The following is a 19,818-nucleotide window of genomic DNA, read 5'->3' on the forward strand; positions in this document are numbered from 1 at the left end:
TCATATATTACAATATGAGGTGAGATAAAAAGGTGAATGTGATTCTAACGCCAAGAGAAAAGGAAATCTTTAATCTTTTAATTAAAAATCAATCAACTAAAGAAATTGCTAAAACATTAGGAATTAGTGAAAAAACAGTACGTAATCATATTTCTAATGTTATTCAAAAATTAGGAGTTGATTCAAGAATACAAGCGGTTTTTGAATTGATTAAATTTAAGGAATTAGAACTTTAGTAATTTTAAATATAGTATCTTGGTAAAAGCTGTGATAAATATTTACACAGCTTTTATTTATTATAAAATCAACATTTAGATAAGCTGATATTTTTATTATGGTTTTTTGCTGGTAGTTAGTATATAATGGAACAAGGTGATATTATGAAGTTAAAAAGATGGCATTTATATTTAGTAGTAACGTTATGTTTTATAACTGCATTTGTTTCAATAAATCGTAAATATGATCGTTTTTATCGAGTTAATGGGATCAATAATGATAATCGAGCATTGATCGAAATGTATTTAGATGAAGACGAACAGGAATATCTGATTGAAAATGCAATTGCTGTAGATAAGTTTATTAAATATATCGAGATTCCTGATTTTAATTTAATGTATTATGAATTTTATAATGCTTTAGATAAAACTAATAAATATCCAGATTTAAATAATTTAGTTAGTATTGGAAATCAGTTGGCTGATAAATTAGAGGTATCTTTTGCCAGTAGGGCACTTACATATTGTAATACATTAATAAAAAATAATTTAGTTGATGCATATATTAATCAGGATACTTTTGATTTTAATAATGTTGATTTTTATCAAATGTTAAGATCGATTTATGATGAAACAGATTATACATATATAAGCGATACAAATAATTATTTAAACACGATGAAGGAATATGATGATTTAGATGATAAAGAATTGCGTGATAGTTTTAAACAGTTAAGTAATGATTTTACAAAGACTTCATTGGCAACACTTTTTAACCATGATCTACAGCCCAATGCAAGAAGAATCTATAATCCTAGTGAAATATCACTAGTAGTAAATAATGAGACTTTTATTGGTGGTTATGAACCTAAAAATTTAGTAGTTGCTTCGGGAATTGCAAGAACTAAATATTCGATGTATCTGCAAGAAGAAACTTATAATAATTTATTAGAAATGTATCTAGCCTGTTATAATGATTGTAGTAAGAAAATTATTTTAACGAAAACTTATATTAGTTATGATGTAGCTCTTTTGGAGGATAGAGGTGTTATCGCTGGTTATAATGAGTACCAGTTAGGCAGCACGGTCGATCTTCAAAAAATGGATATAAGTATTGATGATTTTGATCAAACAGACGTTTTTCAGTGGCTCGTTAATCATAGCTATGAGTATGGTTTTGTTTTACGGTATCCTGCTGATAAGACGCAAGTAACTAATCATGAGTACAGCCCAACCACATTTAGATATGTTGGTAAGGAACTTGCTGCTAAGTTACATGAACAAAATTTAGTCTTAGAAGAATATGTGGTAGATAAGGAGTAATTAGATGGAAAGAGCAATAGGGGTATTTGATTCAGGTGTTGGGGGTTTGACAGTAGTAAATTCAATTAGGTCATTATTACCAAATGAAAATATTATTTATATTGGTGATAATTATCACTGTCCTTACGGTGATAAAACTCCAGAACAGTTATTTAGTTATGCAAGTGGGATAGTTGAATATTTTATTGAGCAAAATGTTAAAATGATCGTTTTAGCTTGTAATACTACTAGTTCAACAGTATTAGATAAATTACAGGCTGTATATTCTAATATGACAATAATTGGGGTGATCGATGCTACAGTTGATGATTTTATTAATCGTAATGTTGATAATACTTTAATTATTGCTACTGCAGCGACAATTAAATCAAATAAGTATCCTGATACGATCAAGAAAATAAATCCTCATATTACAACTTATTCTTTGGCTACACCTAAACTAGTGCCGTTAGTAGAATCAGGAATGTATAAAGAAGGAATTTATGAAGTTTTACATGAATATTTTGATGATTATGCCGGTAAGATCAAATCGATTATTTTAGGGTGTACTCATTATCCTATTTTAAAGGAACAAATAAAACGAGTACTACCAAATATTGAATATATTTCTAGTAGTGAAGCTATTTGTAAAAATATTAAAGAGATCTTGGAAAGCAAAAAATTGTTAAATACACAACCTAATAAGTATATTAAAATCTATACGACGGGTGAAACTGATGAATTTAGATATTCGTCTTCAGGATTTTTTGATTATACAGGGTTAAAAGTCGAACATATTATCATAAAATAAAAAGTTGTTTACTGCTTTGTAAATAACTTTTTATTTTGGCATTTTAAAATGATTATTTCATATGATATTATTGGGGGGATTTAAAGATGAAAAAGAAATTACTAATAACGATTCTGGTAGGTGCTTGCTTAGTGATTTGTTTTATCTGTATCAAACATGATAATAATGAAAAAGAGCAGAAAACAGAAAAGACTTATTATCAAACAGTTGTTTTTAAAGATGATGATAATACGTTGATACCAATTGAAGTAGACATGGCTCAGGAATTGGAAGCAGATGATAAATATCGAAATATGCTGGAAGTAATGAAATCCAAAGATTATGAATATTTGGGATTACATCCTATTTTAGATTCTAATCTCCAGGTCAATGCCATTGCCATCAATGATAAATCATTAACATTTGATTTTAGTGACAATTTATATGTTAATAATAATCAAGAAGCATTAGATATTTGCGAAATGTTATCATATGTTTTTTGTGTAGGAGATATTGAAAAGGTTAATTTAAAGATAGATGGTAATGATATTAATGAGCTTCCCAATAGTACTATACCAGTTAGCTGTATAACTAATCGTTTAGGAATAAATAATTTTGAGTCTTCAACAAATTATTTATATAAAACGTTACCAGTAGTTGTTTATAATATACAAACAATCAATAATCAAGACTATTATGTTCCCGTCACTGAGCGCATCGAGACCACGGAAAGTGATATTGATACTAAAGTATCAATAATGTTAAAACAAATGGAATATGAACAACCCCTATCATTAGTTGAGCAGTGTACTTTAAAAGATGGAGATTTAGAAATTCATTTAGCTAGTAATATTTTAAATGATAATGAGTCAATTGATAATACTTTATATAATCGAATCGTTAAATCCGCAAGTCATTTAGATGATGTAAAAAAGGTATCATTATTTATTGATGATCAGGAAATTGAGCCCGTAGAAGATGTAAATGGCATAGTAGATAATCGAATCAAAATATAATTTTAATTTTAATCATAATTGTGTATAATAAGTACTGGTGATATAAATGAAAAAAATAGTAGTAATGTCTGATAATCATGGATATCATAAAATGATCGATGAAATAAAACGTTTAGAGCCTGATGGAGATTATTATGTTCATTGTGGGGATAGTGAAGCGTTAGAAGAGGCTTTAAAAGGTTGGATATGTGTACGTGGTAATAATGATTGGATGGCAAGATTAGAAGATGAAATTGTTTTTGAAGTCGAGGGAATAAGTTTTTTAGTAACACATGGTCATCGCTATGGGTATTTTAATCGTGAAGAGCTAATGGTTGATGATTTATTAAGACATGGTTGTGATGTATTGTTATCAGGTCATACACATGTCCCTCAGTGTGAAGAAATTGATGGTTTTTATTTGATCAATCCGGGATCAACTACTTTACCTAGGCGAGGTAGTGCTAAATCGTATTGCATTATTTATGTTGAACAAGGAAAAATTAATGTTGAGTTTAAAGAAATAATATAAAAAATACTTGCACATCTCTTTTGAATATGTTATTCTATATAGGCAGTCAGGAGAGATGTCTACGTAGCTCAGCTGGATAGAGCACACGCCTTCTAAGCGTGCGGTCAGGGGTTCGAATCCCTTCGTGGACGCCATTAAAAAATAAAGTCTAAGCAAATAGTGTTTAGACTTTTTTTTGTTTGCTACTAAGTTTAAATAGACTAGTAATTATGCTGGTAAATTGTTGTTTATATATTAACAATATGATCAATAAAAAATAGGGTAGTTAATATGGAAAATTTAGATAAATTATTTGAATTAATCATAAAAATTGAAAATGAATTAGAAAATACCGATAATGGTTGTTTTAATGATGAAATGACATTGATGTTAAAAATTATTAATTGTGAATGTAACTATATTGCTTCATTAAATGATTATATTAAGATTTCAAAAATCAAAATATCATTAAATTACAACTTTTTGAATAAACTATGAAAATATATGAAAAGTTATTAAAGTTCAAGAATAACTTGAATTTCAATAGCTTTGTTTTTTGTGTTTTTATTGGTTTCTTCACTAATATTTTTAAAATTATTTTCTTTTAAAAAAGGATAATTTTGGAATTATATTAACTTGCATTTTTATTAAATATATGCTAATATATTAAAGCATTAGGAAGCAGATGTCTACGTAGCTCAGCTGGATAGAGCACACGCCTTCTAAGCGTGCGGTCAAGGGTTCGAATCCCTTCGTGGACGCCATTAGTAAAAAATGCCCGTTTTAACGGGTTTTTTTATTGCAAAAAAAGTGTTTTAACATTATTTTTTAATTCCTATTATATATTCATAGACAAGAAACTAATTTCCAAGGAGCTAAGCATAATTTGTTTTTTACTATATTTTTGCGTTTTCCAACACTTTTTTTGTATAGTCAAATTAAGATGGTGATTGCAATAACAAAAATAGATATGGCTCTTTATAAAGGGATAGGAGCAATATTAAAAAGAATAGCTGATATTTTGATTATTGATTATGCTAAAGTTATTCATGAAACAAAGACAAATTATCAAACGAATTCATCTCTAGGAGATTATTATGAAAATATAGAATGTTTTAAAGATAAACCAGATTTATTGAAATTGTATAAAGAGATTTGCATACTATAATGGTTATGAATATCTGGTGCTCATCAATAATTGATGCAGCAGTAAACAGCAGAAGAAAACGACTATGCATGAACTTATTCACGTATTTGAAAATTATTTTTCTTGTCCTAAGGAATATGAATATTACTGTGAAAACAAGTTCATACAATTATAAAGGAATTACAGATGGAATTTATATAAGAATAATGTCGTTTATGCAAAAAATGGTATTTCAAGAAGTTGATCCATTTTTTGATAGATAATATCATATATTCACAGGAGATATAAAAATGGTTTTAAAAAATAAACTCAATATAACTAATTCTGTAAAACTGGCACACATTGAAGAAAAAACAACTAAAAAGAAAGCTTTGGAGTTGTTTGAAAAAGGTATTTTAGATACTTTTGAAGTGGGTACTTTTAAAGGCCTGTCTACAATTCACAAATATCTTTTTGAAGACATATATGATTTTGCAGGACAGATCAGAGATATAAATATTGCTAAAGGAGATTTTCGTTTTGCGCCTGTTCTTTATCTTTATTCAGCCTTAGAAAGTATTGATCAAATGTCTCAATCAACATTTGATGAAATCATTGAAAAATATATTGAAATGAATGTTGCCCATCCTTTTCGTGAAGGAACTGGCAGAAGTACAAGGATATGGCTTGATGCTATTTTAAAAAAAGAAATCGGTTATGTTGTGGACTGGTCAAGAGTTGATAAAAACGAATATCTCCTTGCTATGGAAAGAAGTCCTATCAAAGATTTAGAAATCAGACATCTATTAAAAAATGCCTTAACAGATAAGATAAATGATAGAGAGATCTATATGAAAGGTATAGATGCAAGCTATAATTATGAGGGATATGATTTATATAAAACAGAAGAATTATAGAACACCCACACAATATAGCATGGGATCTTCGCAAACTTTCTTATCAGAGTTATTTTAGCATAGATACAATAAAATCACGTGTTACCAGCACGTGACCAAATGAGATATTACCAGTATCTCATAAATGTAAAGACTATACCAAAAGTTCTTTTACGTACTCAATTTTATCATAGAGTACAATCATATTTAGCAAACAATGGTGCTGATGTTTGGGTTATTCCTGAACATCTTGGACATGGCAGAGAAATGGTTGGAAATCGTTATTTGCATATGTTTCCTGAAAAGCGAAACAAGATGAAAAACTGCTCGACTGAGTGTTTTTTTGTGGTGTAAAAAGTGTCATACTTTTAAGATTTTATAGGCTTTTTAGAAATAAATAAGTAGAAAAAAGGTACTTGAAAGTCTATAAAATTTTTAATTAATTTTCCATTGAGAAACTATATGATATTCATTTATATCACATAAATAAATTAACTTTGAAGCAATCGGGAAGATACTGTTTTATTTACTTATGTAACAGAACGATTACTTATGAAAGTGTAATTATCTTTTTTCATAAAGTAGTTAATAAATACACCATAGATTAGGTTAAGAGTTTTTCTCTTAACCTTTTCGTTATCTTAATTTACAGTTTTTGTGATTTATAATAGAAAATCCTACGGTCAAATAATTCTTTTGTTTTTATTTTGCCACTCCACACGTTGAGCACTTGCAGCCTTCTGTCCAGGCGGCTTTAGTTTCGATTCATTGCTGTTTTGTAACGGCATCTTGTACTGGTACTGTTTTGTAATATCCTTTTGCTGTATGAAAGATCGAAGTTGTCTGTGCGACCCAGTTATGACTATGGATCGATGAACTGCTCTTATATTTTTTGAATTACTTTTAGACAAACTGGATAAGCTTCCACTAGTCGATGTGGAAGTACGGTATTTTTGGCAAAAATCTCAGGTTTAGGAATCGGAGTTGCTGTTTCGTCATCTCTAGGCAGAATTTCACTATTTCTCTCGTTATATTTATCAATATTGATATCTAACTGGATATTTTTCTGGTGTAGATAAATCGACATTAGAATCATCAACTTCAACATTGTCGATCTGATCGATATCATTAGAACCTTCTAAGATATAATGATCATCTAAGCTTATGATATATGGACTAACATCTTTTTCTGTTATATTCGATATAGCATTCTTATTTGGTTGTTTAGTGTTTTTGAAGAAATAAAATAACAGCTAAGGCCTGATATAATTATAAATATTCAAAATATTACAATAATTGTTTTTTATTCTTTAAATTTTGCATAATTTCATTTTCTATCGAATAAAAATCTTTTATTTTTTAATAAAACTTCGATTATCAGAAATATCTTCACGATAAACAATAAAATATGATTCATGTTCCATGTAATCTAAACCAAATCCAAAAGCAACACTTGACGAACTCCCTCTTGATGATGATTTACAAACATATGAAACAATCGTTTTAGATGGATTTAATTTTTTTAATGTATCAATATATTTACCGCCACCAGCCTTTAACATATTAGTTTTTTCAATAAATGTAACTTGGAATCGGTATGGATAATCATTCATCGTTTTGATGTAGGTGACGTTTATTTTTTCAAGCGTTATATGATTAGCAACTAGCCCGATTGAATTTCCTGTCTGGATATCACATTTAATATTTTTGATTCCTTTTTCATTTTTTAACCAATGATTTAATTCATTAATATCTGTAAAGGAACGCATATATTGCTGGCCAACATTTTTTCTTTGGTGATTTTTTATAATTTTATTAGCAATATATTCAATAGATTTGTCGTAAGGGTATCGACTATTTTGATCAATTGGAAATATTTTTTTACCCTGCTTTTTTAAAAACTGATTATATTTGATCAAATCTTTTTCTGCTTGATGATAAGCATCTTCTATTTTATCTAAAGAAGCCCCTTTTACTTTAAAATTATGATATTTTAGTACATTAGATATAAGCTTGTTCCACAAATCACGATCTACAGTTTCATTACTGTTATTTTTCTTTGTTTGTAAGTTTGTCTCATTATTTTTTTGAGATTTGAGACTATCTACATTTCTCCCGCATTTAGGACAAAAACTCATTTCTTCATTTAAATTAAAACCACATTTTTTACAATACATAATTATTTCCCTCTACTTTGTAGCTCCACATGTTGAGCATTTATATCCATTGATTTTTGTTTCTGTCCAGGCTGCTTTGGTTTCGACCCACTGCTGCTCTGTAACGGCATCTTGGACTTTGACTTTTTTTACTGAATAAGAACTTCCTTCCTCGGCAATGTGAATTGTTAATGCTTCACCATCAAGATTTGTTAAATCTTTCCCACATCCATTACATATTGTTCGATATGCATAGATGGCATCTTGTACTGTTACTGTTTTGTAATATCCTTCTGCTGTATGAAAAATCGAAGTTGTTTGTGCGACCCAGTTATGGCTATGGGACGATGCACTGCTGTTTGTATTTTTAGAATTGTTTTCAGATGAACTGGATGAGCTTCCACTGGTCGATGTAGATGGCGCAGAGGTTGCACTATTTTCCGCAGGCATCTTAGAGTCGGGTATCGAAGTTGCTGTTTTGTCATCTCTAGGCAGAGTTTCACTGTTACTTGTCCAGACAGTCTTTCCACTGTTGGCTAAATCTGTTGCTGTTTCTGCAGCTATGATTTCAACTTCTTTTTGGATGGTAATTGTCTTATTTGTAATATGGGTATTGTTTTTCTCATTATATTTATTGATATTGATATATATTTTATATCTAACTGGATATTTTCCTAATACAGATAAATCGACATTGGAATCATCAACTTCAACATTTTCGATTATTTCATTATCGATTTGTACATCGTGTAAGTAATCGATATCACTAGAACCCTCTAAGATGTAATGATCATCTAAACCTGTAATATACTCATTGATATCTTTTTTTGTCAGTGTAGTTATCTTGTCTTTATTAGTATTTTTTATATGAGTATCTTCCCTGTTGAAAAGAACAAATAAAAGAGATATTGATAAGATGATTATACAAATAATCACAAATATTATAGATTGTTTTTTATTTATTTGTAATATTCTTTTCATTTTTTAACCTCCAATACATTTATAATACTGGAATATTTACTAAAAATCAAATGATCATATGTTTTGAAACACGTAAAGCTATAATTTTTAAATCTGTTTTGCTTAGAAATGATTAAAAGTTTAGTTAAGGCGAAAATACGTGGGGTAATAAGCTGAAAGGAAAGAATAATATTTGTAACAAATAAATAGAGACAGCATATAAATAAATTAGGAGATGAGGCTATGGAACAATCATGTTACCTTGATTGGAACACGCAGGTATATTTGAATGAGTATCAGTGTATTCTGGCGCAAATGATTGAAAAGATGACTTCTGTACAATTATCATGCAGTATTTCTCATAATTTTATTGTTCAGATGATTCCCCATCATCGCGCAGCTATTTTAATGTGTTGTAATCTTTTAAAATATACGAAAAATACTTATTTACAAGAACTGGCTTTTGGGATTATTAGAGATCAGACAAAAAGCATTGAGAATATGAAAAGTATTTTATGTACTTGTCAAAAGCAGACTAATTGTAAAATGCACTTAGATCAATATCAAGATGAGATAGATGCAATCATGCAAACTATGTTTATCAAAATGTCGGAAAAATCTTTTAATAATAATATTGATGTTAATTTTATTAAAGAGATGATTCCTCATCATGCTGGTGCAATAGCGATGTCAAAAACAGCTTTGAAATACGATATTTGTCCAGGATTGAGGCCGATATTAGAGGCGATTATTATGTCTCAGTCAAAAGGAATCCAAGAATTGGAGAGTTTATTAAGTTCTCTTACTATTGAAAATCACAATTGTGAATAACTTGTGAATATTGTGACAAAATGACGATTATTCGTCATTTTTATATGATGCAGGATCTTGCTGATGATAGACAAGTTTGGAATATTCGCTGGGGGTTAGGTTGAATTGCTGTTTAAATGCTCTTGAAAAATAGTGAATGGAACTAAATCCTAACATATAGGCAATCTCTGTAATCGTATATTTATTTTCTAATAGTAGTTCTTTACTGCGTTTTAATTTTAAATTAATAATATAGTTTTTAGGGGCTTTGTTGATATTGGCTTTAAAAAGGGCTTGTAAAGAACTTCGGGAAATAGAGAAATATTCTGTAATATCTTCAATTGATAATGGTGTATTAATATTATTGTTGATATATGCTATTATTTGTTTAAATAAATTGTCTTGGTATTTTTGAATGTTTGGAAGTTTGGAATGCTTTTTTTGAAATTGATTATCTTGCAATAGATGGATGATTACTTCCTGGAGATAGCATAACATTAATGTTTTAGAATAAATATTTTGTTTATCACTTGTTAAGGATAATTTATTTAATAAGTTGCGTAAAGTGTCATTAAGGTGAAAAACAGTATTTAATAATTTTGAATCATCAGCAATCGACATTTCAAAAAGAATCGTTAAATAAGAGCAGGTTTGATTACTATTAACTTGTTGTTTATGAAATTGATTTGGGCCAAAGATCATTAAATCATTGCTTTGTAGTGTGTAACAGGTATCATCAATATAATTATCAAGGCTGCCATGATCAATGAAAGTAAGTTCATAAAAATTATGCTGCTCACCTTCAAAATAATATTTAGGCTTTTTTATGTTATAGTAACAGCCAATTATTTGCGGAATCGATAAGATTGGAACGATTGGCTGGTAAATGTATGGTTTCATGAGATTTAAGGCAATAAATTTAGCGTTATTTGGGATGATTAATTTAACTGTTGTTTTTTTGTTATGAGGAATAATATTAAAAAATTGAAAAGGCTTAATAAGTAAATTAAGGCGAATAGCAAATAGTTCAAAATCTCTTAAATTTTTACTGATTACGATATTTGCTAAATCTGCTGATTCAATACGTACTTGTTTGTTGCAATAAAACATGGCAGTTAGTATTTGACTAGATAAAGAAATTTCTTTATGAATATATTTATTTTTAGTAGTAAAGGGGTCGTTATATATTGATCCAAATTCTTGAAATTGGATATTTGTAGTTTTGCTAATCATATATCCACCTCCTCTTACTATTTTAGTATAAAAATTGATAAAAATAAATTAAAATAATAAAAAATTATCGAATAAATAAAAATGACGGAAATTCCGTCATTAAAATAAACCAAGTAATGCCTGCATTGATAAACATACAACAGTAATCGCCATCCAGCAGCTAAAACCAAGTAGTATTGGTTTACCACCACTTTTTATCAATTTTACAATATTAGTATTTAGACCAATAGCACTCATTGCCATGATGATAAAGAATTTACTCAAATCTTTGATTGGTGCCGTAATACTAACAGGTAGATTAAAAACAGTAGTAATAATTGAAGCTAGAACAAAAAATAAAATAAAGTAAGGAAAAATCTTTTTTAGATCAACTTTGCTGCTTTTTCCATTATCACGAGTACGTTTAAGCGCTAGAACTAAAGTAATTGGAATGATTGCTAAAGTTCTTGTAAGCTTAACGATCGTAGCATGGTCTAATGTATTGCTGCCATGAATACCATCCCATGCTGTAGCAGTAGCAGTAACTGAAGATGTATCATTAACAGCACTTCCAGCGAATAATCCAAAACCATCGTTTGATAATCCTAAGAGTCCTCCTAAAGTTGGAAAAATCAATGCCGCGAGAATGTTAAAAAGAAAGATTACAGAAATTGCTTGAGCAATCTCTTCATCATCAGCTTCAATTACTGGTGCTGTCGCTGCTACGGCTGATCCGCCACAGATTGAAGAGCCGACCCCAATCAAGGTAGCTATCTTTGAAGGTATTTTTAACAGTTTACATAAAACAAAGGCAACTACTAGTGAAGTTGTGATGGTTGAAAGGATAATTGGTAATGATGAACTGCCGATTTTTAAGATGTCTTTTAAGTTCATCCCAAATCCTAATAAAATAACTGCATATTGTAAGATCTTTTTAGAAGTAAAAGTAATACCCTCTTGAACTTTACTTTTATCTTTTAAAAAGCAGGTAATGATCATTCCCATTAAAATTGCAAAAACTGGACCACCAACTAAAGGGAACATTTTACCTAAATAATAAGCAGGTAAAGAAATAATTAGACATAAAACTACACCTAAAAAGCTATTTTTAATTTTAATCATACAAATCTCCCTTCTGATCGCTAATATTATACATGATTAAAACAATAAATAAAAATTATATATATTTATATAACGATAAAAAAATGTTATTATTAATCAGGGTGATAAAAATGCTGGATTTTAGAATCGATACATTTTTAGCTGTATGCAAATTTATGAATTTCACTAAAGCTAGTCAATATTTGAATATTACACAACCGGCAGTATCTAATCATATTCATTATCTTGAAAGTTACTACCAGATTAAATTATTTTATTTTCTAGGTAAAAAGATGCAATTAACTGATGAAGGAAAAATCTTATTAGAATATGCCCGAACTTTGAAACATGATGATATCTTTTTAAAGAGAAAATTTAATGATATGAAAATGAAACAAGAATTGATTTTTGGAGCGACATTAACAGTTGGAGAATATATGATGCCAAAAGTTATTGATAATTTTTTGAGTAATCAAGATAATATGGTGCTAAAAATGGAAGTGGCAAATACTAAGGAATTATTAAATTATATTAATGAAGGGAAAATTGATTTTGCTCTAGTGGAGGGATATTTTAATAAACTGGAGTATGATTATCTATATTATTGTAAGGAACAGTATGTATGTGTAGCGGCAAATGATCTTGAAATTGATGCAGTTAAAAATATAAGCGAGCTTTTTAGCTATAATCTAATTATTCGCGAAACTGGTTCAGGCTCAAGAGAAATACTTGAGCGGTATTTAGGAGAATGTAATTTAAGTATTAATGATTTTATTAATTTGATTGAAATCAGCAATATCAATACAATTAAACAGCTAGTTAAAAATAATCGTGGAATAACTTTTATGTATCGCATTGCTGTTGAAAAGGAAATAGAATTAGGTTTATTAAAGGAAATAAAAATAGCTGATTTATCAATGGAACATGATATTAACTTTGTTTGGCGAAAAAATAGTGTTTTTGTTGATTATTATCAACAGTTATTTAAATTGTTTTCTAAATAGATCTTATGATAAATCGTTTACATCGAGGATATCAACATATATGCAAATGGCATATACCCAAAATGATTTTGAGTTTATAGCTTGCTTTTTTATATACAATTTTATGATATGTAATGAGAATTTTTTTGATATCATAAAAGCATCTAGAAAAGAAGGGAAAAAGTGTTATGTTTGAAATTGAAAACAATAAGATTGGAAACTATATTTCAAGTTTAATTACTAATAAATTTGATTCAGCACGTAGTTTTTGTAGAGAATATTTAAAAATAAGTGGTGAAAAGATCAATGAGGATACGATCCAAAATGTGGCAAATCGTCTTTTACAAATTAAAAAGGGGACAAAAGCAATTCAAATTTACGATCCACTATTTTTTCTAAGTTACTTGATGTTTCTTTTGAACAAATACTTAGTGCTGGAAGTTGTGGCGTTCAAAAAAGTAAAAGAGTAACAAATTATGCTATTGCTTAATTACATAATAAAAAGAATGACTTGCTTATATAAAAAGAGATGATGAGCTGATTCTTAATGTTGACGAATATAAAAAACAGTATTTGAAGATGCTATTGAGTTCAATGATTATGATTTTATAAAAGTTCTTATCAATAATAAATATATTTGGTTTGATAGTGGCAATAGCAATGACTATAGGCAAATTTTGGGGCTGGAACTAGTATCCCCAAAACAGAATTTGAAGAACTTGGTAATGGGGGTTACGTTATATACCACCAATTGATTTACAATTGCAAATCAGGTCAGAAAAAGATCGATTAAGAAAGCAAACTATTGCACTTGCTGTTGATAATGATGATTTAAAAATGTTAGAAAAGCTAAGAGCAAGAGAATTACCACAATTATATTTACAAGTAAAAGGGCATTGTTAGGTTTTATTATAAGAGGAGTGTTAGTGATATTTTATATTACTACTAGGGTAAACTTATTTAACAGAATTTGATAGTTTAAGTGTTGAATCAAGAATTTATCAATTTTCGATAAATTCTTTTTGTATTATCTTTTTTAAACAGATCGATAAATAAATAATTGACTTGTTGAAAAAGATGATATTGATTTTATTTAGCGAGAAAATAGTTTTTTTGTTGATCGTTATCGGTAATTGTTTAGCCGGTCAAAAAAATAAATTGTTTTCATTGCAAAATATTTACGGCTTGTTATAATAGTGTTTTGAGGAGTGATAGTTATGCCTTTGACAGATGATGATTTTTTTAATGATAGTAAATTGGAACTTTATAATGAAGTAATTAAAAGTTTACATGAACAAGAAGATGATGGTACTGAGGAACAGGAGTATCAGCTTGATTTAGAAGATGAAGATTAATGATGTATCTATGATACATCATTTTTGAGGAGAATGTATGATTGAAGAATATATTGCTAATAGTCAGTTTCAAGATGCACTAGAGCTGCTTACTGATCTTGATGACGAAATGGTTCGCTATCAAAGATTAGTATGTTTATACGGCTTAGGTGAATATCAGGCAGCTAGAAGTGAAGGAGTGCTAGCAAAGGCAAAAGCTGGTAATACATATTATGATGTTATTAGTATTTATGTTGCAGTTTTAAAAGAGTTAGAGGAATTTGAAGAGGCAATCAATATTATTGTTGAAGAACTGTCGATGCCTTATATTCCTTATGAATATGAGAGTGTTTTTAATGCGGCTTATGATGAGCTTTTATTAGCTAAAAGAGAAGCTAATGAAGGAATGGAACGTCATAATAATGCTTTTAGCTTAGAAGATATGGAAAATATTTTAATGAAAGATATCTTAAATGAAGATCTTTTATATATGGCGATCGAACAAATGGAAGGAATGAACATTCGCCGTCTTTTACCAGCAATCAGAAGATTTTTAAAAGATGATGATAAACCGGCTTTTGCTAAAAGCCTGTTAGTTGAATTAATGATCGATCAAGAGATCGATGAAGAAATGATTCTGGTAAAAAACGGAATCGAATATGAAATTAATCCTAGTTATGCACCGTTAGTATTGAATCAAGAAGTTGGTGAAATAATCTTAGCTTTATTAAGTGATGCAATCGAAGATGAAAATCCATCTTTATTTAATTTGTGTGAGCAGTTTTTAAATTTTTATTTATATTTGATATATCCTAAGTTTATTGATGAATATGATTATCGATCAATTGCTGGAGCGATTCATTATCATTTGGCTTCGATGCAGTATATTGATCTGGAATTAGATGATGTTGAACTGCTTTATAACTGTGATAAAGAAGAAATTTTAGAAAAATTAAATGAAATTAAACAAATTGAATATTAAAGTCACAAAAATTGGGATATTAATGTTCAAAAAAGTTGAATTAATGAAATTGTTAGTATATAATACGTGATGAAACTAAAGAAGGAGAATTGTATGAAAATCAATAATAAAAAATTAGAGAATGCCATCGTTGAATTAACAGTAGCATTCGATGTAGAAGAATGGAAAGAAACTCAAAAAAAAGCATTAGACAAATTAGCTAAAAAAGTAAAAATTGATGGATTTAGACCAGGTAAAGCACCAGTAGCAATGGTTAAAGCTAGAGTATCTAAAGCAAGTATTTTAGAAGAAGCGACTGATATGATTTTACAAGCTAATTTTGTTAAGATTTTAGATGAGGCTAAAGTGGAACCAATTGCACAGCCAGCTTTAAGTATTGATAAGGTAAGTAAAGAAGAATTAGAAGTTAAGATCTTAGTGCCAGTTAAACCAGAAGTTGAACTAGGTGAATATAAAGGGTTAGAAGTTAAGAAAACTCGTGTAACTGTAACTAAAAAAGAAATTGAAGAACAATTAGCAAATTATCAAAGCCAATTTGCTGAATTATCTGTAAAAGAAGATGGTAAAGTTGCTAAAGGTGATACAGCAGTAATTGATTTTGAAGGATTTGTTGATGGTGTTGCTTTTGAAGGTGGAAAAGGTGAAAATTATCCATTAGAAATTGGAAGTGGCGCATTTATTCCTGGATTTGAAGATCAATTAATTGGAATGGGTATTGATAAAGAACAAGAAATTAAAGTTACTTTCCCAGAAGATTATGGAGCTGCAGATCTAGCAGGTAAAGAAGCTGTGTTTAAAGTGACTGTACATGAAATCAAAGAAAAACATTTACCAGAAATCGATGATGAATTAGCTAAAGATGTTAATATTGATGGAGTTGAAACTTTAGATCAATTAAAAGATCATATCAAAGCTAATATTAAATCTCGTAAAGAAAATGAAAATGAACAAAAATTCATGGATGATATCTATAACACATTAATTGAAAATTCAAAAGTTGAAACTAGTGAAGCTTTATTGAACCAGGAACAAGAAATGATGTTACAGGAAATTGAACAAAATTTACAAAGACAAGGTTTAAATTTTGAAGTATATGAACAATTCACTGGTAAAAATAAAGATGCTATCAAAGAAGAAATCAAACCTCAAGCTGAACAACGAGTTAAAATAAATGCAATTCTTGCAGCAATCGTTGAAGAAGAAAAACTAGTTGTTAGCGATGAAGAATTAGAAGCTGAATTACAAAAAATCGCAGATTATTATAAAAAGGAATTAGATGAAGTTAAAAAGATTTTTGAAGGAAATATGAGCCGAATCGAAAATGATATTTTAACTCGTAAAGCTATTGATTTAGTAAAAGACAGCTTAAAGAAATAGTGAAAAGAGACGCTCACGCGTCTTTTTGTGAAATAAAAGATAGGAGGAAGTAAAGTGAACGAACAGACTGTATTAAATTTACCGGTAGTTTGTACTCGAGGCATGGTTGTTTTTCCTGAAAATAAATTGACCCTAGATGTTGGGCGTCCTATGAGTTTAAAAGCGCTTGATTTAAGTACTAAAGAGCATGATAACAACATTATTTTTGTCTCTCAAATCAATCCTTTAGTGGATAATCCTTCTTTTGATGATGTGTATCATATAGGTACTGTTTGTAAAATTGATCGGAAAGTACGTCGTGACAGTTCTGGAACGGTTAAGTTGACGGTAGTTGGTGCCAAAAGAATAAAGTTAGAGAATTTTATTGAAAAAGAAGGAACTGTTTATGCAACAGCAACTATTCTTGAAGATGAATTTGGTGATCAAAATGAAGAAGTAGCTTTAGTTCGTAAAACAACTTCTTATTTTGAACAAGCAAGAAGAAGTATGCCAAATATGCCGCTTGATTCGATCAATCGTTTAACTAGTGGTGTATCGGCTAGTGTTTTAGCGGATACGATCGGGCAATATTTGCCAGTTGATTTTAAACAGAAGCAAAAAATATTAGAAACTGTTAATATCAATCAGCGTTTATTATTAGTTATAAGTTCAATCGAATCAGAAAAAGTAATTGGTGAAATTGAAGAAACAATTAACCGTAAAGTACGTGAAAGTATTGATGAAAATCAACGTGAATATTACTTACGTGAAAAATTAAGAGCAATTAAAGAAGAATTAGGAGATAGTGTTCCTAAAGAAGACGATGCTGAAGCAATTCGTGAAGAATTACAAAAGCATCCTTATCCTCAATATGTCAAAGACAAGATCGAAGAGGAATTAAGAAGATTTGAAACGATGCCAGCAGCTTCATCTGAAGCTAATGTAGTAAGAACGTATATTGACTGGATGTTAAAAGTACCTTGGTATCAAGAAACCAAAGATGTTGAAGATATTCAAAAAGTTGAAGATGTTTTAAATGCTGACCACTATGGTTTGGAAAAAGTCAAAGAAAGAATTGTTGAACACTTAGCTGTAAAACAAATGACGCAAAATTTAAAAGCGCCGATCATCTGTTTAGCTGGGCCACCAGGTGTCGGGAAAACATCACTTGCTAAAAGTATTGCTCGAGCATTAGATCGAAAATTTGTCAAAGCCTCTTTAGGTGGGGTTAAAGACGAAGCTGAAGTTAGAGGACATCGTCGTACTTATTTAGGATCAATGCCAGGAAGAATTATCCAAAGTATGAAAAAAGCTGGAGTTGTAAATCCCGTTTTCTTGTTGGACGAAATTGATAAGATGTCTAGCGATTATAAAGGTGATCCAACTAGTGCGATGCTGGAAGTACTTGATCCTGAACAAAATAGTCAGTTTTCAGATAATTATTTAGAAGAACCTTATGATTTATCAAAGGTATTGTTTATTGCAACTGCCAATGATTTAGGAAATATTCCGGCACCATTGCGTGATCGTTTGGAAATTATTGAACTTTCTTCATATACAGAACAAGAAAAATTGATGATTGCTAAAAACCATTTAATCAAGAAACAATTAGTAATTCATGGTTTAAAAGCAGAACAATTAGTTTTTGAAGATGATGCTTTAATGAAAATAATTCGTCATTATACACGTGAAGCTGGAGTTCGTGATTTAGAAAGATTAATTGCTAAAGTTTGCCGTAAAGCAGTTTTGGTTATTTTAAAAGATAAAGAAAAGAAAATTACTGTTGTTGCCAGTGAGCTTGAACAATATCTTGGTAAAGCACCATTTGAACATACTAAGATGTTAGATCATAGTGAAATTGGGGTTGTTACCGGAATGGCATATACGCAATTTGGTGGCGATATTTTACCAATTGAGGTTAATCATTTCCAAGGTTCTGGTAAATTTATTATTACGGGACAATTGGGTGATGTGATGAAAGAATCAGCGTCAATTGCCTTAGATTATATGAAAGCTAATAAAACAAGATATGGTCTTGAGGAAATTGCTTTTGATAAAGAAGATATTCATATTCATGTGCCTGAAGGAGCTGTTAAAAAAGATGGACCTAGTGCTGGGGTAACGTTAACGACAGCAATCTATTCAGCATTTAAGAATAAACCAGTGCGTAACGATGTTGCGATGACAGGTGAAATTACTTTAAGAGGTAATGTTCTACCAATTGGTGGTTTAAAAGAAAAATCGATTTCTGCTCATCGTTCAGGAATTAAAAAAATCATTATTCCTAAAGATAATGCTAAAGATATCGATGATATTCCAAAATCAGTTCAAAATGATCTAGAAATTGTCTTAGCTGATCATATTGATACGGTTTTAGAACATGCACTTGTTAAATAAAAGGGTTAAAAAAATTAACCCTTTTTCTTATCTTGTGGTACAATAGAAAAGGTGATAGAAATGGTTAAAATAAAAAAAGCACAGTATGTCCTTTCAGCTGCCTGGAAAAGTCAGTGGCCTCAGGAAGAATATCCTGAAATGTGTTTGGCTGGTCGTAGTAATGTTGGAAAAAGCAGTTTTATTAATGCGATGTTAAATCGTAATGGTTTAGCTAAAGTATCTAGTACTCCTGGAAAAACAAAAACATTGAATTTTTTTAATGTTAATGATGCTTTATATTTTGTTGATGTACCAGGTTATGGTTATGCTAAAGTAAACGATAATGTTACCAAACAGTTTGGTAAAACAATGGATGAATATATTGCTATGCGATCAACTTTAAAAGGTTTTATTTTATTAGTTGATTATCGTCATAAACCGACTAAAGATGATATAACGATGTATGAGTTTGTAAAACATCATGATCTTCCAGTAATGGTCGTGGCTACTAAGGAAGATAAGCTGAAAAGAAATGATTTAAAGAAAAATGAAAAGATTATTAAAGAAACATTAGGATTTCATCCTGAAGATAAATTTATCCGTTTTTCAAGTTTGAAGAAAAAAGGGATTGAAGAAGCTTGGAATGTTATCTATGAATTATGTGATCTTGATTTTAATTAGACAGTTTGACTGTCTTTTTTCATATTTTTATA

At 29.5% G+C, this 19,818-nt stretch carries 23 protein-coding genes and 2 tRNA genes; 20 read left to right on the forward strand and 5 right to left on the reverse strand.

All coding sequences use genetic code 11. The features are described from left to right. Positions 1 to 32 precede the first annotated feature (32 nt). The 11 genes from OC535_RS02385 (at position 33) to OC535_RS02435 (ending at position 6,189) form a co-directional block, all read left to right on the forward strand. Positions 33 to 236 carry a helix-turn-helix domain-containing protein gene (locus tag OC535_RS02385; RefSeq protein WP_024720914.1) on the forward strand — a complete coding sequence of 68 codons (204 nt, stop codon included), beginning with the start codon at positions 33 to 35 and terminating at the stop codon, positions 234 to 236. A gap of 144 nt (positions 237 to 380) precedes the next feature. After that, a complete protein-coding gene (locus OC535_RS02390) occupies positions 381 to 1,538 on the forward strand; it encodes a M15 family metallopeptidase (protein WP_227052457.1) in 1,158 nt (385 codons plus the stop codon). 4 nt (positions 1,539 to 1,542) lie between these two features. After that, a complete protein-coding gene (gene murI / locus OC535_RS02395; RefSeq protein ID WP_227052456.1) occupies positions 1,543 to 2,328 on the forward strand; it encodes a glutamate racemase in 786 nt (261 codons plus the stop codon). Positions 2,329 to 2,414: 86 nt separating this feature from the next. Next, on the forward strand, positions 2,415 to 3,323 hold the full coding sequence (locus OC535_RS02400; protein ID WP_024720911.1) for a GerMN domain-containing protein: 909 nt from the start codon (positions 2,415 to 2,417) through the stop codon (positions 3,321 to 3,323). A 46-nt stretch (positions 3,324 to 3,369) separates the two neighbouring features. Continuing rightward, positions 3,370 to 3,834 (forward strand): metallophosphoesterase family protein, encoded by a 465-nt coding sequence (locus OC535_RS02405; protein ID WP_227052455.1) that lies wholly within the window; start codon positions 3,370 to 3,372, stop codon positions 3,832 to 3,834. A 57-nt stretch (positions 3,835 to 3,891) separates the two neighbouring features. Further along, a tRNA-Arg gene (locus tag OC535_RS02410) sits at positions 3,892 to 3,968 on the forward strand. A 136-nt stretch (positions 3,969 to 4,104) separates the two neighbouring features. Beyond that, positions 4,105 to 4,311 (forward strand): hypothetical protein, encoded by a 207-nt coding sequence (locus OC535_RS02415; RefSeq protein ID WP_227052454.1) that lies wholly within the window; start codon positions 4,105 to 4,107, stop codon positions 4,309 to 4,311. Between the two features lie 189 nt (positions 4,312 to 4,500). Beyond that, positions 4,501 to 4,577: transfer RNA gene (locus OC535_RS02420), tRNA-Arg, on the forward strand. A gap of 122 nt (positions 4,578 to 4,699) precedes the next feature. Next, positions 4,700 to 4,981, forward strand: a complete 282-nt coding sequence (locus OC535_RS02425; protein WP_498823059.1) for a hypothetical protein — start codon at positions 4,700 to 4,702, stop codon at positions 4,979 to 4,981. A 269-nt stretch (positions 4,982 to 5,250) separates the two neighbouring features. Continuing rightward, the gene (gene fic / locus OC535_RS02430; protein WP_498823060.1) at positions 5,251 to 5,856 is read left to right on the forward strand and encodes a protein adenylyltransferase Fic; all 606 of its coding nucleotides are present in this window, start codon (positions 5,251 to 5,253) and stop codon (positions 5,854 to 5,856) included. 99 nt (positions 5,857 to 5,955) lie between these two features. Further along, positions 5,956 to 6,189, forward strand: coding sequence for a hypothetical protein (locus OC535_RS02435; protein WP_024720905.1), 234 nt, complete (start codon positions 5,956 to 5,958; stop codon positions 6,187 to 6,189). Between the two features lie 529 nt (positions 6,190 to 6,718). Here OC535_RS02435 and OC535_RS02440 read toward each other — a convergent pair. The 3 genes from OC535_RS02440 to OC535_RS02450 form a co-directional block, all read right to left on the reverse strand. After that, complete coding sequence (locus OC535_RS02440; RefSeq protein ID WP_498823061.1) at positions 6,719 to 6,964, reverse strand: hypothetical protein; 246 nt, start codon at positions 6,962 to 6,964, stop codon at positions 6,719 to 6,721. Between the two features lie 223 nt (positions 6,965 to 7,187). Continuing rightward, positions 7,188 to 8,012 carry a zinc ribbon domain-containing protein gene (locus tag OC535_RS02445; protein ID WP_498823062.1) on the reverse strand — a complete coding sequence of 275 codons (825 nt, stop codon included), beginning with the start codon at positions 8,010 to 8,012 and terminating at the stop codon, positions 7,188 to 7,190. A 12-nt stretch (positions 8,013 to 8,024) separates the two neighbouring features. Beyond that, positions 8,025 to 8,972, reverse strand: a complete 948-nt coding sequence (locus OC535_RS02450) for a hypothetical protein (protein WP_227052449.1) — start codon at positions 8,970 to 8,972, stop codon at positions 8,025 to 8,027. A 222-nt stretch (positions 8,973 to 9,194) separates the two neighbouring features. Here OC535_RS02450 and OC535_RS02455 point away from each other — a divergent pair, with 222 nt between their 5' ends. Further along, positions 9,195 to 9,782 (forward strand): DUF305 domain-containing protein, encoded by a 588-nt coding sequence (locus OC535_RS02455; protein WP_227052448.1) that lies wholly within the window; start codon positions 9,195 to 9,197, stop codon positions 9,780 to 9,782. A 27-nt stretch (positions 9,783 to 9,809) separates the two neighbouring features. On the opposite strand, the gene OC535_RS02460 is transcribed toward OC535_RS02455, so the two are convergent. Beyond that, positions 9,810 to 10,994, reverse strand: coding sequence for an AraC family transcriptional regulator (locus OC535_RS02460; RefSeq protein ID WP_024720899.1), 1,185 nt, complete (start codon positions 10,992 to 10,994; stop codon positions 9,810 to 9,812). A gap of 99 nt (positions 10,995 to 11,093) precedes the next feature. Continuing rightward, entirely contained in the window at positions 11,094 to 12,095 is a 1,002-nt protein-coding gene (locus tag OC535_RS02465) for a YeiH family protein (RefSeq protein WP_024720898.1), read from the reverse strand. A gap of 110 nt (positions 12,096 to 12,205) precedes the next feature. Between OC535_RS02465 and OC535_RS02470 the strand changes: the two genes are divergently transcribed. The 8 genes from OC535_RS02470 to yihA all read left to right on the forward strand — a co-directional run bounded on the left by OC535_RS02470 (position 12,206) and on the right by yihA (position 19,786). Next, positions 12,206 to 13,078 carry a LysR substrate-binding domain-containing protein gene (locus tag OC535_RS02470; protein WP_024720897.1) on the forward strand — a complete coding sequence of 291 codons (873 nt, stop codon included), beginning with the start codon at positions 12,206 to 12,208 and terminating at the stop codon, positions 13,076 to 13,078. Positions 13,079 to 13,245: 167 nt separating this feature from the next. Continuing rightward, positions 13,246 to 13,527: a hypothetical protein gene (locus OC535_RS02475; RefSeq protein WP_227052447.1), complete on the forward strand. Its 282-nt coding sequence runs from the start codon at positions 13,246 to 13,248 to the stop codon at positions 13,525 to 13,527. Between the two features lie 292 nt (positions 13,528 to 13,819). Beyond that, complete coding sequence (locus OC535_RS02480) at positions 13,820 to 13,960, forward strand: hypothetical protein (protein WP_498823063.1); 141 nt, start codon at positions 13,820 to 13,822, stop codon at positions 13,958 to 13,960. A 314-nt stretch (positions 13,961 to 14,274) separates the two neighbouring features. After that, on the forward strand, positions 14,275 to 14,412 hold the full coding sequence (locus OC535_RS02485; RefSeq protein WP_498823064.1) for a hypothetical protein: 138 nt from the start codon (positions 14,275 to 14,277) through the stop codon (positions 14,410 to 14,412). A 37-nt stretch (positions 14,413 to 14,449) separates the two neighbouring features. Next, complete coding sequence (locus tag OC535_RS02490; protein WP_498823065.1) at positions 14,450 to 15,373, forward strand: hypothetical protein; 924 nt, start codon at positions 14,450 to 14,452, stop codon at positions 15,371 to 15,373. A 93-nt stretch (positions 15,374 to 15,466) separates the two neighbouring features. Then, positions 15,467 to 16,750: a trigger factor gene (gene tig / locus OC535_RS02495; protein ID WP_024720894.1), complete on the forward strand. Its 1,284-nt coding sequence runs from the start codon at positions 15,467 to 15,469 to the stop codon at positions 16,748 to 16,750. Positions 16,751 to 16,804: 54 nt separating this feature from the next. Then, positions 16,805 to 19,126, forward strand: coding sequence for an endopeptidase La (lon, locus tag OC535_RS02500; RefSeq protein WP_227052445.1), 2,322 nt, complete (start codon positions 16,805 to 16,807; stop codon positions 19,124 to 19,126). 60 nt (positions 19,127 to 19,186) lie between these two features. Then, the gene (gene yihA / locus OC535_RS02505) at positions 19,187 to 19,786 is read left to right on the forward strand and encodes a ribosome biogenesis GTP-binding protein YihA/YsxC (protein WP_024720893.1); all 600 of its coding nucleotides are present in this window, start codon (positions 19,187 to 19,189) and stop codon (positions 19,784 to 19,786) included. The last annotated feature ends 32 nt before the right edge of the window (positions 19,787 to 19,818 follow it).

Source organism: Clostridium sp. Marseille-Q5894 (assembly GCF_946902305.1).
In the GTDB taxonomy this organism is placed as follows: Bacteria; Bacillota_I; Bacilli_A; order Erysipelotrichales; family Coprobacillaceae; genus Thomasclavelia.